Genomic DNA, 16,859 nt, shown 5'->3' with positions numbered 1-16,859 from the left:
ATGAGTCAACAATTTAATAATTTTATTAATGGGAAATGGAAAGCGTCTTCATCTAAAGAAGTAATAGAAAGTTATAATCCTGCTAAGAAATCTGAAGTAATTGGAAGTGTACAAAAATCCACACGCGAAGAATTAAATGAAGCTGTTGAAGGTGCTAAAGCTGCACAAAAAAAGTGGAAGAAGCTAGCAGGGGCAGAAAGAGGAAATTATCTTTTTAAAGTAGCGAATATTATGGAAGAAAATTTAGAAGATATAGCAAAAACGATGACCAAAGAAATGGGTAAATCGTTACCGGAGGCTAAAGGTGAAACGAATCGTGGTATTGCGATTTTACGTTATTATGCTGGAGAGGGAATGCGCTCAGACGGTGATGTGATACCAGCGACAGATCCATCTGCATTGATGTATAGTAAGCGTGTTCCAATTGGTGTTGTGGGCGTGATCACGCCATGGAATTTCCCGGTAGCTATTCCAATTTGGAAAATGGCACCAGCCCTTATTTATGGTAATGCGGTAGTATTAAAGCCTGCTTCTGAGGGGTCGGTTACAGCCGCGAAAGTTATAGAATGCTTCGATAAAGCTAATTTCCCTGATGGTGTGATTAATTTTGTAACAGGAAGTGGTTCTGTTATCGGGCAAGGTTTAGCAGAACATCCAGATGTAAACGCGATAACCTTTACAGGTTCAAATGCGGTCGGTAAAAATATAGGTGTCATTGCTGCACAAAAAGGTGGGAAATACCAGTTAGAAATGGGTGGTAAAAACCCGATTATTGTAGCCGATGATTGTGATGTAGATGCTGCAGTGGCCGCAACCCTAAGTGGTGGATTAAAATCTACTGGTCAAAAATGTACATGTAGTAGTAGAGTGATTGTACAAGCTGGCATCTATGAAACTTTTAAGGAAAAACTTCTAGAAAAAGCGAAGCAAATTACCGTTGGAGATGGTATGGATGCGGACACGTGGATGGGTCCATGTGCAAGCGAATCCCAATTTAATACCGTTAAGCATTATATTGAAAAGGGAAAAGAAGAAGGCGCTACACTTCTTTTAGGTGGAAAAGAGCCGACAGATGAGAAGTTAAAAGACGGGTATTATATTGAACCAACTATTTTTGATGACGTGAAAACGTCTATGACCATCGCACAAGAAGAAATATTTGGTCCAGTATTAGCCTTGATGAAGGTAGACACCGTGGAAGAGGCTATTCATTTAGCAAATGATGTAGAATTTGGATTAAGTGCATCTATTTACACGTCGAATATTGAACACATGCTTACTTTTATTGATGATATGGAAGCTGGGCTCGTGAGAATTAATGCAGAGACAGCAGGTGTTGAATTGCAAGCGCCATTTGGTGGAATGAAAGCTTCCAGTTCTTACTCAAGAGAACAAGGACAGGCAGCGAAAGAATTCTTTACTACGATGAAAACAGTATTTATTAAAGGATAAGAAAAAGGGTGATCCAAATTAATTGGATCACCCTTTTAGATTCTTATTGGTTTTACCTATTCATGAAGTAATTACTCTTGTAAAGCTTTTTCACCAGCATCTAAAACTTCTAAAATACGATCTACATCGTAGACACTGCCTTTCCACGTTCCGCCACTAACTTTTTGTAATGCTGCCCATAATCGTGTATCATCTGGTAGATTTTCAGACGGTTTAATTTCTGAGTTAACAGCGCGTTTTGATAGAATTTCTGCGCCTTCCTCTATCGATACTTCCTGGTCTTTTGTACCGATAAAATTGACAGTGCCCTCTAAATTTTTACAATCAATATAAACTTCAATGAGGTCACCATCTTGAATCTTACCAATTGGCCCTTCCGCTAAGCCCTCTGGACCAACATGGCCAATACAAGCTCCTGTTGACACTCCAGAGAAACGAGCATCTGTAATTAACGTCACAAATTTCCCGTATGACAAATGCTTTAACGCAGAAGTTACTTGATAGGTCTCTTCCATACCAGTGCCAAGAGGTCCACACCCAGTTAGTACCATCATGTCACCTTTTTTAATTTGTTTAGTCTTTATGGCTTCGATTGCATCTGCTTCACTTGTATAAACCTTCGCTTCGCTTTTATGATAGTACACTTGATTATCATCTAATCGCGAAGCGTCGATAGAAGTCGATTTTATTACTGCTCCTTCTGGTGCTAAATTTCCTGTTGGGAAAGTCACAGTGGAAGTAAGACCTTTTTTAGCAGCTTGCTCTTTAGACATAATTACTTCTTCAGGTTCAACTCCATCTGTATTCCGTAAATGTTCTTTCATTTTTTGTCTGCGTTCGGATGTTTCCCACCAATCTAAGTTCTCTTTCAATGTTTTACCAGTAACAGTCAAGACATTTTCTCTTAGTAATCCTAACTCTCTTAAATAAAGCATAACTTCAGGCACCCCACCAGCTAAGAAAGCTCGTACCGTAGGATGATGATCTGGTCCATTTGGTAATACACTCACTAATCGAGGGGTCTTTTTATTAATCGCATTCCAATCTTCAATAGAAGGAATACGACATTTTGCTGCATGTGCAATGGCAGGAATGTGCAATAATAGATTAGTAGAACCACCGAATGCCGCGTGTACGACCATTGCATTATAAATGGCATCATCTGTTACGATATCTTTTGTTGTAATATTTTTCTCTTCCATTGCAATAATAGCACGTGACGATTGACGCGCCATTTCTTTCCAAACATCTTGCCCTGATGGAGCTAAAGCTGAATGTGGCACACTCATTCCGAGTGCTTCACCCACTACTTGGGCGGTAGCAGCCGTTCCAAGGAATTGACATCCACCACCAGGGGTTGCACAAGCCATACAGCCTAATTCTGCTGCTTCTTGTAAACTTAATTCATCATTAGAATACCTCGCTCCAATAGTTTGGATTTTCCCAGCATCTTCCCCGTATAAAGGAGGCAACGTTACCCCACCTGGAATAATAACAGTTGGTAAGTCGTGCATCGAAGCTAATGCGATAATCATGGCAGGTAATCCTTTATCACATGTAGCGATACCAACTACTGCATCTCTAGTTGGAAGAGACCGGATTAATCTCCTATATACCATCGCAGCATCATTGCGATAGGGAAAGGAATCAAACATGCCAGTAGTTCCCTGAGTTCTTCCGTCACAAGGGTCACTTACATAAGCGGCAAAAGGTATACCCAGATGCATACTAACTTCATTTGCAGCTTCTTTCATTAATAAATCTACTTCCCAATGCCCTGTATGATAGCCCAAAGCAATCGGATTGCCCTCAGGGTCTTTCATTCCACCTTGTGTACTTAATAGAAGGACTTGTTTTCCATTAAGTTCATCCGCTTTCCATCCCATACCTACATTTTGAGATAAACCAAATAAATTTCCACTTGGTGATTTCCGAAGCATTTGATCGGTAAGGGGAAGCTTCCCAACAGGTCCCCTTGCAACTGTTTTAATATCATAAATATCCTTTTGCGGTGTCATTAATTGATCTAACGATGTCATATAATCGCTCCTAACTTGAAAATTTAACCGTTTACATTATAATGAAAGTATAGTGATAAAAAATGGAGAAGTCAATATAATGAAAATGAGTTTTATAATATAAAACAAATCGCATAATTTCATTATAGACAATTCTATTTCCGTCTATTTAGTTCGTCTAAAGGACAAACTAAATAGATGAAATTCTAATAAGTAAAAGTAGGCAAAGTCAAATGCTGAAAAAGGAGTGTATTGATTTGACGAAAATTCAAAATCCTGTTTTACCCGGTTACCATCCAGATCCATCGATTTTACGTGTAGAAGATGATTATTATATCGCAGTCTCTACTTTTGAGTGGTTTCCTGGGGTACAAATTTATCATTCAAAGGATTTAGTCAATTGGGAGCTTTTACCCTATCCGCTAAATCGCAAATCTCAACTGAATATGAAAGGAAATGTAAATTCAGGAGGCGTATGGGCCCCATGTTTATCTTATGATAATGGCTTATTTTATTTAATTTACACAGATGTAAAAAGCAGACAGGGAGCATTTAAAGATACTCATAATTATCTTGTGACCGCTTCTAATATTGAAGGACCATGGTCAGAACCTATATATATGAATAGTAGCGGATTTGATCCGTCCTTATTCCATGACGATGATGGAAGAAAATGGTTCGTTAACATGATTTGGGATCATAGAAAAGGAACAAATTCCTTTGCAGGTATCGCGTTACAGGAATATTCCGTTAAAGAGCAAAAATTGGTTGGACCGATTCAAAATATATTTAAAGGCTCGGAGCTTGGACTAACTGAAGCACCACACTTATATAAAAAGAATGGCTACTATTATTTATTAACGGCTGAAGGTGGTACGTGGTACACCCATGCTGCTACGATGGCTCGGTCTAAATCTTTGTGTGGCCCTTACGAAATAGATCCTACTAACCCGATTTTAACCGGAGATAAAAAGAAAACGGATCAGCTTCAAAAAGCAGGCCATGGTAGCTTAGTAGAAACACAAAATGGCGAGTGGTATATGGCTCACCTTTGCGGAAGACCTGTTATAGAGGATAAGTGTATTTTAGGAAGAGAAACCGCGATTCAAAAATGCTACTGGACAGATGATGATTGGATAAGGGTGGAAGGTGGGCCTGATCCATCGCTAAAAGTAGAAGCTCCAGATCTTCCAGCTTTTGAAGCTAAAAAGATACCGAATAAGGATCCATTTGATGAAAAGAATTTACGTCTTTACTGGAATTCATTAAGAAGAACATTTGAAGGAAATTGGTTTTCTTTAACAGAGAGGCCAGGTTATCTGCGTTTATATGGTCAAGAATCAATGAGCTCGTTCCATCATCAAAGTATGATTATGAGAAGACTGGAACACTTTAACACAGAGCTTGAAACTGTTGTTGAATTTGAACCGGAAAACTTTCAACAGATGGCTGGATTAATGCTTTATTATGATACAAATGATCACGTTTATCTGCGAATAACTGATCACGAAGAAAAAGGAAAATGCATTGGGATTATCGAAACAAAGTATGGTAAGTACGATGAGTTGTTAGAAGAAGATATTGTCCTGCCAAAAGAGAAGAAGGTTTATTTAAAAGCAGAAATAAATCGTCACTTAGTCCAGTTTTATTTTAAGGTGGAAGAAGGAGATTGGCAAATAATCGGAGAAAAGATAGATATCGGACATCTATCTGATGATGATGCAGAGTATATCCGCTTTACAGGAACTTTTGTTGGTATGGCCGCACAGGATTTAAGTGGTCAACAAAAGCATGCAGATTTTGATTTTTTCAACTATAAAGTAATAGATTAATAATAAAAAACGGAGGCGTTTACGATGAAAAAAGCATTAATTTTTCAGGGTGGTTGGCAAGGTCATGAACCAGAAGCAGTGGCAAATATTTTAAGCGAGTTATTAGAAGAGGAAAATTATGAGGTGAAAATTACAGATACCCTCGACACATTAGCTTCAGATGATCTTACTCAATATGATTTAATTGTTCCAAATTGGACGCAGGGTACGATCGAAAAAGAACAGCTTCAACCGTTGTTAGAAGCAGTAGAAAAAGGTACTGGATTAGCAGGTCTTCATGGTGGAATGGGTGATTCGTTCCGCTTTGAAGTTGATTACCAATTCATGGTAGGTGGTCAGTGGGTCGCGCATCCTGGTAATGATGGTGTTACTTATAACGTACATATTAAGGATGCGGATCATCCTTTAACAGAAGGCATGGAGGATTTTACGGTAGTGTCTGAACAGTATTATATGCATGTAGATCCTGCGATTAATGTTCTTGCTACAACAAGATTTCCTATCGCTGAAGGCGCGTATAAAACAAATGGAGAAGTTGATATGCCTGTTGTTTGGACTAAGAGGTGGGGAAAAGGTAAGGTTTATTATTGTGGTTTAGGCCATGTGGCTGAAATTGTAAGGATGCCAGAGGTCTTAAAACTGATGAAAAAAGGGATGATTTGGGCAAGTCGCTAAAATCTTTTTCGTTTTACAATAGCAAGTATAAAATTTATCGGACTAGACTTTTTCTAATGTAAGAAACACATAATTTTGTTCAGTAAAAATTAGGAGTGGAGCTATGAATCAATTAAATGTTGGTATTATCGGATGTGGAAATATAAGTAAAATTTATTTAACAAATGCTTCTCGTTTCAACAACTTTCAAATTACTGCAGTTGCTGACCTTGTATTAGAAAGGGCAAAAGAACGTGCCGAAGAGTTTAATATTGAAAAGGCTTATACGACCGAGCAATTACTTGACGATGCATCGATTGATTTGGTGATAAATCTAACAATTCCAGCAGTACATGCAGATATTGCAATAAAGGCCATGGAGAAAGGCAAGCATGTCTATGGAGAAAAACCGTTAGCTGTTTCTAGAGAAGATGGAAAAAGAATGTTAGAAATTGCAAAAGAAAAAGGCTTATACATTGGAAATGCTCCAGACACTTTTTTAGGTGGAGGGATTCAAACGTGTAAAAAATTAATTGATGACGACTGGATTGGAGACCCAATTTCCGCTACTGCATTTATGATGATTCCGGGCCATGAAAGGTGGCATCCTGATCCTCACTTTTATTATAAAGAAGGAGGAGGACCAATGTTTGATATGGGTCCTTACTACATTAGTGCACTAATTGCTTTAATGGGTCCAGTTAAACGGGTGACTGCCTCTACAAATATTACCTATAAAGAACGAACGATTACGAGTAAAGAAAAATTCGGCGAAAAAATCCAAGTGGAAACGCCAACGCAAATTAATGGTGTACTAGATTTTCAATCTGGAGCAATTGCTTCTATTATTACGAGTTTTGATACATGGCACCATCAATTACCACATATCGAGATTTACGGCACAGAGGGTACTTTAATTGTTCCAGACCCTAATACCTTTGGTGGTCCAATTTTTGTTAGAAGAAAAGGACAAAAAGAATGGTCAGAAATTCCTTTCACACATGGGTTTACTGATAATAGTCGAGGTCTCGGAGTGGCAGAAATGGTTGATGCGATTAATGAAAAACGTCAAGCCAGAACAGATGGAGAACTTGCTTATCATGTTTTAGAAATCATGCATGGATTTCACGATGCTTCCAATGAGGGAAAGCATTACACATTAGAGAGTAGCTGTAAACAACCACAGGCCTTACCAATAGGATTAAGTGAAGCAGATTTTTAAATAGAAAGTAATAGCTATCTTGTACCGTGAAAACATGGGTGATGCGCTTAAAAGCTGTTGAATGTAAGTTTATAAAAATATTAGGAGAGGTGATTGAATTGAAACTAGGTGTATTTGCTGTACTTTTTGGTGACAAGTCATTAGAAGAAGCCTTAGATAAAATTCAAGCTGCAGGTCTGGACTCGGTAGAAGTTGGAACTGGAGGATATCCAGGAAATGTTCATTGTGACCCAGAGATTTTATTAGAGGACGAGTCAAAATTCCAAGTATTTAAAGAAGCTTTTCATTCACGAGATTTAGAAATTTGTGCATTAAGTTGTCACGGTAATCCACTCCATCCAAATGAGGAAATAGCCAATCAGCATCATCAACAATTTGAACAGACAGTGTTATTAGCTGAAAAGTTAGGTGTACAAACCGTTGTAACTTTTTCAGGCTGTCCAGGTGAGTCAGAACATTCCATATATCCAGTTTGGATCACCGCTGCTTGGCCAGATGATCATCCAGAAGTATTAGCATGGCAATGGAAAGAGCGCGTGATACCTTATTGGAAAAAACAGCAGGAGTTTTTAAAGAAGCATAATGTTCGAGTTGCCATTGAACCTCATCCAGGATTTGTGGTTTACAATAATGAAACAGCCTTAAAGCTTAGGGAAAACTGTGGAACACAAATTGGGGTAAATTTTGATCCAAGCCACTTGTTTTGGCAACAAATGGATCCCGTTATCAGTATAAAAGAATTAGGAAAGCATGAAGCACTTTTCCACTTTCACGCAAAAGATACCGCTATAGATGAGCAAAATACCAAAGCAAATGGTGTGCTAGATACCAAGCCATACAGTGATGAATTGAATCGTGCTTGGATTTTTAGGACAATCGGTTATGGGCACGGAGAACAAGAGTGGAAGCGAATAATTAGTGCCCTTCAACTTATTGGATATGAAGGTACGATTAGTATTGAGCATGAAGATAGCCTAATGTCAGTAGATGAAGGATTTCAAAAAGCAGTCGACCTTCTTAAGAATGCAATGATTAAAGAGAAAGTTGGTGAAATATGGTGGGCGTAAACCAAAAAAAGATTCGTGTAGCGATGATTGGATATCAGTTTATGGGTAAGGCACACAGCCATGCGTATCGCGATCTTCCATTTTATTTTGATGTGCCATTAAAACCTGAATTAAAGGTTGTCGTTGGAAGAAATGAAGAAGGTGTAAAAGAAGCTCAGGAAAAAATGGGCTTTGAATCCTATGAAACAGATTGGAGAAAAGTAATCGAAAGAGATGATATCGATGTAGTGGATATCGTAACGCCGAATCATACACATGCAGAAATCGCAATAGCAGCGGCAGAAGCAGGCAAACATGTCATTACAGAAAAACCACTAGCTTTAACTGTTGAGGATGCGAAGCGCATGCATGCGGCCGTGGAAAAGAACGGTGTGAAACATCTTACCTGTTACAATTACAGATACGTTCCAGCTGTACAATTTGCCAAAAAGCTAATAATGGAAGGGAAAATCGGGAAGATTTATCATTTTAGAGCGAATTATCTTCAAGATTTTATTGTCGATCCCAACTTCCCGCTCGTTTGGCGACTAAAAAAAGATGTTTCTGGGTCAGGTGCACTTGGTGATATTGGCGCACATAGTATTGACTTAGCCAGATTTTTAGTAGGTGAAATAACGGAAGTAACTTCTATGATGCAAACCTTTATTAAAGAACGCCCTATTGGTGAAATGACAAGTGGGCTAAGTGCAAAGGGTAGTGCAACAGAAAAAGGAGAAGTAACCGTGGATGATGCGGTAGCTTTTCTTGCCCGTTTTGAATCCGGAACATTTGGTACGTTTGAAGCAACACGATTTGCTACAGGGAATCGTAATAAAAACAAATTTGAAATTAACGGAGAAAAAGGTGCAATCCGTTGGGATATGGAAAATATGAATAATATAGAAGTGTATTTTCATGATGACCCAGAAGGTTTGCAGGGCTTTCGTTTAATTAATTGCACAGAAGAAATTCATCCATACACGGGTGCTTATTGGCCAGCAGGTCACATTATTGGCTACGAACATACCTTTATTCATTTAATTGATGAATTTTTCCGAGGTATTGCAGGGGATAAGCAGACTTCACCCAATTTTGATGATGGAGTAAAAAATCAAATTATTTTAGATGCGGTAGAAAAATCAGCTAATGAGAAGCGTTGGATAGAAATAAAATAAGAGCAATAGGGAAAGTATTCTTTATCCATAAAAGTGGAATAGAAGAATACTTTTCTTCATTCTTTAATTTATCTATTATATTATAACTACATACACCTAACACCCTGATCTTAAAGTGTAATCATTTTTTTACCATGGATTTTAAACTTAAAGTGAAAGAACCATTTTAAAATTAATAATCAAAATGTATATAAAGATAAATATTCGGTAGCACGATGCTTTGAATAAAAGAAATTAGGTGAGAAAGTATTGATATTTAAAGATAGACGAACAGATAAAGAAATGGAAAGAATGATATTAAACTTTGCAACAAATAGCGAAAGTGTTAGAGCGGTGGTATTAGAAGGCTCAAGAGCGAACCCAATGGCAAAACAAGACATTTTGCAGGATTTTGATGTTAATTTTATCGTAAATGATATAGAGACTTTTATTAAAAAACCAAGGTGGATTGACTATTTTGGAGAACGTCTTATCATGCAAACCCCCGATCTATTATCGGAAAGAAAGTATAGGTTCGCTTATTTGATGCAGTTCTGTGACGGCCATAGAATAGATTTAACCCTAGTTGATAAAAAGGATGTTGCTAGCTACCTTTTGGAATCTGATTTAAGAATAAAACTTTTAGATAAAGATAACCTGCTACCTAGAATGGATGCACCAAGTGATAAGGAGTATTGGGTGCTAAAGCCTTCTGAGAATGAATTTATAGGATGCTGTAATGAATTTTGGTGGGTGAGCACCTATATAGCAAAAGGATTATGGCGTGAGGAACCCTTGTATGCATTAGACCATATGAATTTTCATGTGCGACCAAAATTAATCGAGATGCTTTCTTTTAATGTCGGAATAAAAAATGATTTTAAAGTAGGAGTAGGTAAAAGTGCTAAGGATTTAGAATATTATCTTTCCGCGGAGAAGTGGAGACAGTTATTGTCGACTTATTCTACTGGTGATTTAAAATTAATTTGGAGCAGCCTCTTTCTTATGATGGACTTGTTTCAAGAAGAGGCAACAGTAGTAGCAAATAAACTAAATTTTTCCTATAACCAACTAGAAGCTGACAATGCTAGGTTTTATGCTGAACACTTATATCATGATAAAAAAGAAACATTGTAAGATTATCTAACAAAAAGCTATGGAAGAATTCGATTATATGATAACTTTTATGTGGGATGGGATATAAAAGGTTTTAGGGTGTTATAGAGAAAGAGAATAAGGGAAGTCGGACACGTTTATCTAGTTTACTAGGTAATCGTGTCTTTTTCTTTTTATAAACTTGCAAGATATAAGCGTGATAACAATATGTAATTGCAAAACTGATCGGATGAAATTACTATTATCGTAATTAGCCAACGACAAATAGGGTATAGTATACTGAACATATACATATTTTGGGTGGTGAGCTTTTTGGGTATTGAAATAGTTATCTTGATCGTCTTAATATTAGTAAACGCTTTTTTTGCTGCGTCAGAGATTGCACTAGTTGCCCTAAATGATAATAAGGTAAAAAAGATGGCAGAGCAAGGAGATAAAAAGGCTATTATGTTAGACAGACTTTTAGCTGAGCCTGGTCGATTTTTAGCAACGATACAAATTGGAATTACACTTGCCGGATTCTTAGCAAGTGCCTTTGCTGCGGATAATTTTGCTGACCCTCTTTCAGAATCTCTTCACGCATTAGGTATTCCTCTTTCTATCGGAACGCTTCGAACGATTTCAGTCGTGGTGATCACAATTTTGCTTTCCTATTTCACACTTGTTATCGGTGAACTTGTACCAAAGCAATTAGCACTTCAAAAGGCAGTGAAAGTAGCAAATTTTACGGTTAAACCTTTAACCTTTTTATTCAAAATTAGCAGACCTTTCGTTAAATTATTAAATGGATCAACCAATTTAATTGTGAAATTATTTGGTGTAGATCCAAATGCGAAGCAAGATGAAGCCACAGAAGAGGAAATACGAATGCTAGTTGACATAGGTGGAGAGAAAGGAACAATCGAAGCAGATGAAAAGCTAATGATTCATAATATATTTGAATTTAATGATAAAGAAGTAGCAGATATCATGACACATCGGACAGATATGACTTCAATACCTATCGATGCACCTTTTGAAGAAGTAGCTGAAATTGTAAACACACGTAGTTTTACGCGTTTTCCAGTATATAAATATGACCTTGATCACATTGTAGGAATATTACATACAAAGGATCTAAGTCAATTTTTGCATAAGGACCCAGTTGATTTCGATCTGTATAACTTAGTAAGAAAAGCCTTTTTCCTCTTAGAATCTCAATCGATTGATATTGCTTTTTCAGATATGCAAAAAAATAAAGTGCATATCGCTATGGTGGTGGATGAATATGGCGGAATTGATGGCATGATTACGATGGAGGATATTATAGAAGAAATTGTTGGAGAGATTTATAGTGAGCACGAGGAAACAGTGGAGCAGGATGAAATCGGGATTAAAAAAATAGATGAGTACACATTAGAAGTAAAAGGAACGACGCAGCTTCATGATCTTGAGGATTATATCAAAGAGGCTTTACCTCTAGAGGACTTTGAAACGATTAATGGATTATTCGTTCATACTTTAGGGTATATTCCAAAAAAGAATGAGAAAGTTTCAGTAGTGTATAAGGGCTTAGAGATGAAAGCGTTAGAGGTTTCCGATAATCGAATAGAAAAGATTTTGATTAAACAAGAACCAATAGACAATTAGATTAAGTTACAAGGGAGGAAATAGTCGGTATGGATGTGTATAAAGAAGGTAAAGAGGAAGTCTTAAAGGCTTTTGACTCTTCAAGAAAAGGGTTGTCTAAAGAGCAAGTAGAAAAAAGATTGGAAGAAGAAGGCTATAATGAAATAGCAGATAAAGAGAAGGTTCCGACATGGAAGCTCTTTTTGGAAACGTTCAAAGATCCGATGGTGATTGTTTTATTAATTGCTGCCGGCATTCAGCTTGTGTTGGGTGAGGTCATTGAATCCATTATTATATTTATTGTTTTGCTAGTCAATGCAGTAATCAGTGTCGTGCAAACGAAAAAAGCAGAAAGTTCCTTGGATGCGCTACGTGACATGTCAGCACCTGAAGCCAAGGTATTAAGAAATGGCGAAAGTCAAAGTGTGCTTGCAAGAGAACTAGTTCCAGGCGACATTGTAACATTAGAGGCTGGTGATTACGTCCCAGCTGATGGGCGGCTTTTGGATGCAGAATCTTTAAAAGTGAATGAAGGAATGCTAACAGGAGAGTCTGAAGCAGCAGAAAAAAATACCGCAGTGATTGAAGAAGAAGTTTCCATAGGTGACCGTATAAACATGGTTTTTAGTAGCTCTTTAGTTGTCTACGGTCGTGCTACATATGTTGTTACGGGTACAGCGGGAAAAGCAGAAATTGGTAAAATTGCTCAAATGATTGAGACTGCTGAACAAAAACAAACACCACTTCAAAGGAAACTGGATTCCTTCAGTAAGAAATTGGGCGTAGCTATTCTTTTATTATGTGTTCTTATTTTTGCTGTTCAAGTGGGACGTTTATGGTTTAGTGATGCTGATGTCAATATGACTACAGCTATTTTAGATGCCTTAATGTTCTCTGTTGCAATTGCAGTTGCTGCGATTCCAGAAGCACTGTCTTCTATTGTAACGATCGTTTTATCCGTTGGTACGAATAAAATGGCTAAACAGCATGCCATAATTAGAAAGCTTCCTGCTGTAGAAACACTTGGCTCTACGAGTGTTATTTGTACAGATAAAACAGGAACATTAACACAAAACAAAATGACTGTAACAGATTATTTTATTCCAAATAAAGAAGAGCAACTCTTTTCATCCGATCACAGCAACTGGGGTGAAAATGAAGAAAAATTAATCCAAGTTGCAGCCCTTTGTAATGATTCTTCCTATAACAATGAAGGTGCAGAAGTTGGGGATCCGACCGAAGTAGCTTTAATAAATTTCTCAGAAGAAAAAGGCTTACCTTTTCAGGAAATGCGCGATAAATATCCACGAGAAGCGGAACTTCCTTTTGACTCGGAACGAAAACTTATGTCAACACTCCATACCTTTGATGGTGAAAAACAGCTATTAATTAAAGGTGGACCAGATGTGATGTTTTACCGTGCTGGCTATGTCTTAGTAGACGGAAAAGAAGAGGAATTTACTGATGAATGGGCAAAGGTGTTTGAACATCAAAATGAAGCATTTTCTAAGGATGCATTACGAGTCCTAGCTTACGGCTATAAGAAAATTACCAAAGACACAATAGATAAAGAAGATGAGAAGAATTTTGTTTTAGTTGGATTAACTGCAATGATTGATCCTCCTCGTGAAGCAGTTTATGACTCTATTAAAGAAGCAAGAAGTGCAGGCATTAAACCAGTGATGATTACTGGTGATCATAAAACAACCGCCCAAGCTATTGGAAGAGATATTGGATTAATGGAAGAAGATGATATTGCGATAACAGGAAGAGAATTGGACAAGCTATCAGACGATGAGTTGGATGAAAAATTAACGCATATATCCGTGTATGCTCGTGTTTCTCCAGAAAATAAGATTCGAATTGTTAGAGCATGGCAGCGAAAAGGCCAGGTAACGGCAATGACAGGGGACGGGGTAAATGATGCGCCAGCTTTAAAACAAGCTGATATCGGAATTGGTATGGGAAGCGGAACAGATGTGGCAAAAGATTCAGCTGCGATGATTTTGACCGATGATAACTTTGTATCGATTGTTAAAGCAGTCGGTGTAGGGAGAACTGTTTTTGACAATATAAAAAAGGCAATAAGTTATCTGTTTGCAGGTAATCTGGGCGCCATTATTGCCATCTTGTTTGCAGTTATTTTCAACTGGGCTAATCCATTTACGGCCCTTCAACTATTATTTATTAACTTAGTAAATGATTCCTTACCAGCAATTGCACTCGGTATGGAAAAATCGGAACCAGATGTTATGAAACGAAAACCTCGAAAAATTGAAGAAGGAATATTTGCTGGTGGGACATTGAGATCTGTTATTGTAAGAGGCGTACTAATCGGTATAGTTGTTATTATATCCCATTATATCGGTTTGCAGCATTCGACGGAAATGGGTGTGGCAATGGCCTTTACAACCTTGATTCTTGCACGTACGTTACAAACATTCCCTGCTCGTTCTAATGTGGAAACAACATTTGGAGTAGGTATATTCAGTAACAAATATGTATTAGGAGCAGTAGCAATTTGCTTTGGTTTATATGCAATCACAGTGCTTCCATTTGCAAGAGATGTCTTCTCCATACCTGCAGCGTTTGGTATTCAGGATTGGTTAATTGCAACAGGATTAGCAATAGTTGCTGTTATTGCAATGGATGTAGCTAAATTATTTCGCAAACGATAAATCGTATATAAAAGCAAATATTAACTTAACTAGATGTATGAAACTCAAATCATTCTTCTCTTAGAAATAAATAAAAAGGATAAGCAAAGAAGGCCGGTTTAATAAAAACCGAACTTTTTTGCTTTTTTCTTTTCGGAAAAGGAAATCTTTGTTTTGCGTTATTAAATGCAAGGGTTTACAATATAGAGATAAAAAGGACTAAAGGAGTAGATATGAGATGGGTAAAAATGCACTTGGAACAAACGTTGTCACGCAAATTGCTATTGTAGTCCATGATATTATAAAAACTTCACAGGCCTATGCTGATTTTTTTGATGTTGAAATGCCAGATATACAAATAACTGACGGCTATGATAAATCAGAGATGGAGCATCGGAATAATCCGTCACAAGCACGAGCTAAGCTAGCATTTTTTGATATGGGTTCCCTGCAATTAGAGTTAATTGAACCGGATCATGAGCCAAGCACATGGAGAGAGCATCTCGACGTGAAAGGCGAAGGCGTTCATCATATTGCATTCGAAGTGAATGGAATGAAAGCTGTTATAAATGACCTAGAAGCAAAAGGAATGCCACTTATTCAAAAAGGCGAATATCCAGGTGGACGTTATGCGTACATGGATACAGAGAAAGAATTAAAGGTATTATTTGAGTTATTAGAAAATGATTAGGAAGAGGGGGAAAAGAAATGAAAATTTTAATAACTGGTGCTAATAGAGGTCTAGGTCTTTCCTTAGCAAAAGAGGCATTAGAAGAAGGCTACCATGTTATTGCTGGAACACGTTCCTTAAACGAAGCCGCCACAAGCAATTTAACAGTATTAAAAGAAAACTACAACGCTAAGTTAGACATTTTTCATATGGATGTGACAGAAGAAGCATCGATTGAAAAAGCAGCGCAGCAGACAAAGCATCAATATGGTTCAGTGGATGTTTTAATTAACAACGCCGCTATTTTGAATGAACGCGATAAAAGCATAGAAGAATTAGATTTAGCAGCCATTCAAAAAGCTTTTGATGTTAATACACTTGGGCCTGTTCGAGTCATTAAACATTTTTTACCTTTATTACGTGAATCCAGTTCTGAAAAACGAGCTATATTAAATATAAGCTCAGAAGCGGGTAGTTTAACACATACTTATAGTGGAGATTATCCGTACGGGATGTCGAAGGTTTCTTTAAATATGCTAACCGAAAAGCTTCGTGTTTATTTAAAAGAAGACAAAGTTAAGGTTTTATCCATTCACCCTGGTTGGATGAAGACAGATATGGGAGGTGAAAAAGCTCCCACAAACCCAGATCAGGCTGCAAAGGATATCATGAAAATTATAAATGATAAAATAAAGATAGAAGGTCGATTTGCTTTCATAAATGCAGATGGAACTGAAAGAGAAATATAGAATCGGGGGGGTTTCAACATGCGCATGTTAGCGGTGTTGGGAGATTATTATCATGATGCCAGGTTACTTAGAAAAGCATTAGATCGTGTGCTTTACTCATTAAGGGATCAAGAAACGATTGAGCAAATAACCATTGATTATCTTGGGCCAAAGCAATTAGATGATGCATCTTTTGAGGAAGTGGATCTTATAATTATTGCAAGTGAAAATAGGATCAATCCAGAAGAAGAACAAGTAGAAAAATGGATGACAGAAAAAATAGCGAAAAAAATCCATCAATTTGTAGAAAATGGCGGTGGGTTCTTAGCATGGCATTCGGGCTTTGCTTGTTACGATGGAGTAGAAACTTATCTTGATATGTTAAAAGGTTCATTTGACTACCATCCAGAAAAACATGTAGAAGTAACTTATCATATCGAAGATGATCTTTTCTTGAATAAGAACATACAGGATTTCTCTTTTATAGATGAGCATTATTTTATGCATTGTGATCAAGATCAAACGAATGTATTTTTAACTTCCGCTTCAGAGTATGGAGAGCAAGTGGCAGGATGGTATCACGAATTAGGAGAGGGCAAGGTTTGTTGTGTGGTACCTGCACATACCGAAGAAGGACTGCTACATGATTCCACAGGTGAAATTTTAAATGGTTCGATTGAGTGGCTAATTAAGGAATAGATG

13 protein-coding genes are annotated in these 16,859 nt (G+C 37.4%); 12 read left to right on the top strand and 1 reads right to left on the bottom strand.

The features are described 5' to 3' along the window. Entirely contained in the window at positions 1–1,452 is a 1,452-nt protein-coding gene (gene gucD / locus DFR57_RS00390) for an alpha-ketoglutaric semialdehyde dehydrogenase GucD (RefSeq protein WP_114351156.1), read from the top strand. Between the two features lie 71 nt (positions 1,453–1,523). Here the strand turns inward: gucD and DFR57_RS00385 are convergent, their stop codons facing one another. Then, entirely contained in the window at positions 1,524–3,491 is a 1,968-nt protein-coding gene (locus DFR57_RS00385; protein ID WP_114351155.1) for a YjhG/YagF family D-xylonate dehydratase, read from the bottom strand. Between the two features lie 236 nt (positions 3,492–3,727). Between DFR57_RS00385 and DFR57_RS00380 the strand changes: the two genes are divergently transcribed. The 11 genes from DFR57_RS00380 to DFR57_RS00330 all read left to right on the top strand — a co-directional run bounded on the left by DFR57_RS00380 (position 3,728) and on the right by DFR57_RS00330 (position 16,856). Further along, positions 3,728–5,302: a glycoside hydrolase family 43 protein gene (locus tag DFR57_RS00380; RefSeq protein ID WP_114351154.1), complete on the top strand. Its 1,575-nt coding sequence runs from the start codon at positions 3,728–3,730 to the stop codon at positions 5,300–5,302. A 24-nt stretch (positions 5,303–5,326) separates the two neighbouring features. After that, positions 5,327–5,977 (top strand): ThuA domain-containing protein, encoded by a 651-nt coding sequence (locus tag DFR57_RS00375; RefSeq protein ID WP_114351153.1) that lies wholly within the window; start codon positions 5,327–5,329, stop codon positions 5,975–5,977. Positions 5,978–6,080: 103 nt separating this feature from the next. Next, positions 6,081–7,178, top strand: coding sequence for a Gfo/Idh/MocA family protein (locus tag DFR57_RS00370; protein ID WP_114351152.1), 1,098 nt, complete (start codon positions 6,081–6,083; stop codon positions 7,176–7,178). Between the two features lie 98 nt (positions 7,179–7,276). Next, positions 7,277–8,245 carry a sugar phosphate isomerase/epimerase family protein gene (locus tag DFR57_RS00365; protein ID WP_114351151.1) on the top strand — a complete coding sequence of 323 codons (969 nt, stop codon included), beginning with the start codon at positions 7,277–7,279 and terminating at the stop codon, positions 8,243–8,245. Beyond that, entirely contained in the window at positions 8,236–9,399 is a 1,164-nt protein-coding gene (locus tag DFR57_RS00360) for a Gfo/Idh/MocA family protein (protein ID WP_425450928.1), read from the top strand. The genes DFR57_RS00365 and DFR57_RS00360 overlap by 10 nt, the downstream gene beginning before the upstream one ends. A gap of 249 nt (positions 9,400–9,648) precedes the next feature. Then, positions 9,649–10,515: an aminoglycoside 6-adenylyltransferase gene (locus DFR57_RS00355; RefSeq protein WP_114351149.1), complete on the top strand. Its 867-nt coding sequence runs from the start codon at positions 9,649–9,651 to the stop codon at positions 10,513–10,515. 291 nt (positions 10,516–10,806) lie between these two features. Continuing rightward, positions 10,807–12,123, top strand: coding sequence for a hemolysin family protein (locus DFR57_RS00350; RefSeq protein ID WP_114351148.1), 1,317 nt, complete (start codon positions 10,807–10,809; stop codon positions 12,121–12,123). A 29-nt stretch (positions 12,124–12,152) separates the two neighbouring features. Next, the gene (locus DFR57_RS00345; RefSeq protein WP_114351147.1) at positions 12,153–14,780 is read left to right on the top strand and encodes a cation-translocating P-type ATPase; all 2,628 of its coding nucleotides are present in this window, start codon (positions 12,153–12,155) and stop codon (positions 14,778–14,780) included. 217 nt (positions 14,781–14,997) lie between these two features. After that, positions 14,998–15,450 carry a VOC family protein gene (locus DFR57_RS00340; protein WP_114351146.1) on the top strand — a complete coding sequence of 151 codons (453 nt, stop codon included), beginning with the start codon at positions 14,998–15,000 and terminating at the stop codon, positions 15,448–15,450. Positions 15,451–15,467: 17 nt separating this feature from the next. After that, positions 15,468–16,178 carry an SDR family oxidoreductase gene (locus DFR57_RS00335; RefSeq protein WP_114351145.1) on the top strand — a complete coding sequence of 237 codons (711 nt, stop codon included), beginning with the start codon at positions 15,468–15,470 and terminating at the stop codon, positions 16,176–16,178. Positions 16,179–16,196: 18 nt separating this feature from the next. Further along, positions 16,197–16,856: a ThuA domain-containing protein gene (locus DFR57_RS00330; RefSeq protein WP_114351144.1), complete on the top strand. Its 660-nt coding sequence runs from the start codon at positions 16,197–16,199 to the stop codon at positions 16,854–16,856. Positions 16,857–16,859: the final 3 nt, after the last annotated feature.

The sequence above is a fragment of the Saliterribacillus persicus genome (assembly GCF_003337485.1).
Taxonomy (GTDB): Bacteria; Bacillota; Bacilli; order Bacillales; family Amphibacillaceae; genus Saliterribacillus; species Saliterribacillus persicus.
Note: the sequence above shows the minus strand (reverse complement) of the source record. Positions and strands in the feature narration are given on the sequence as shown.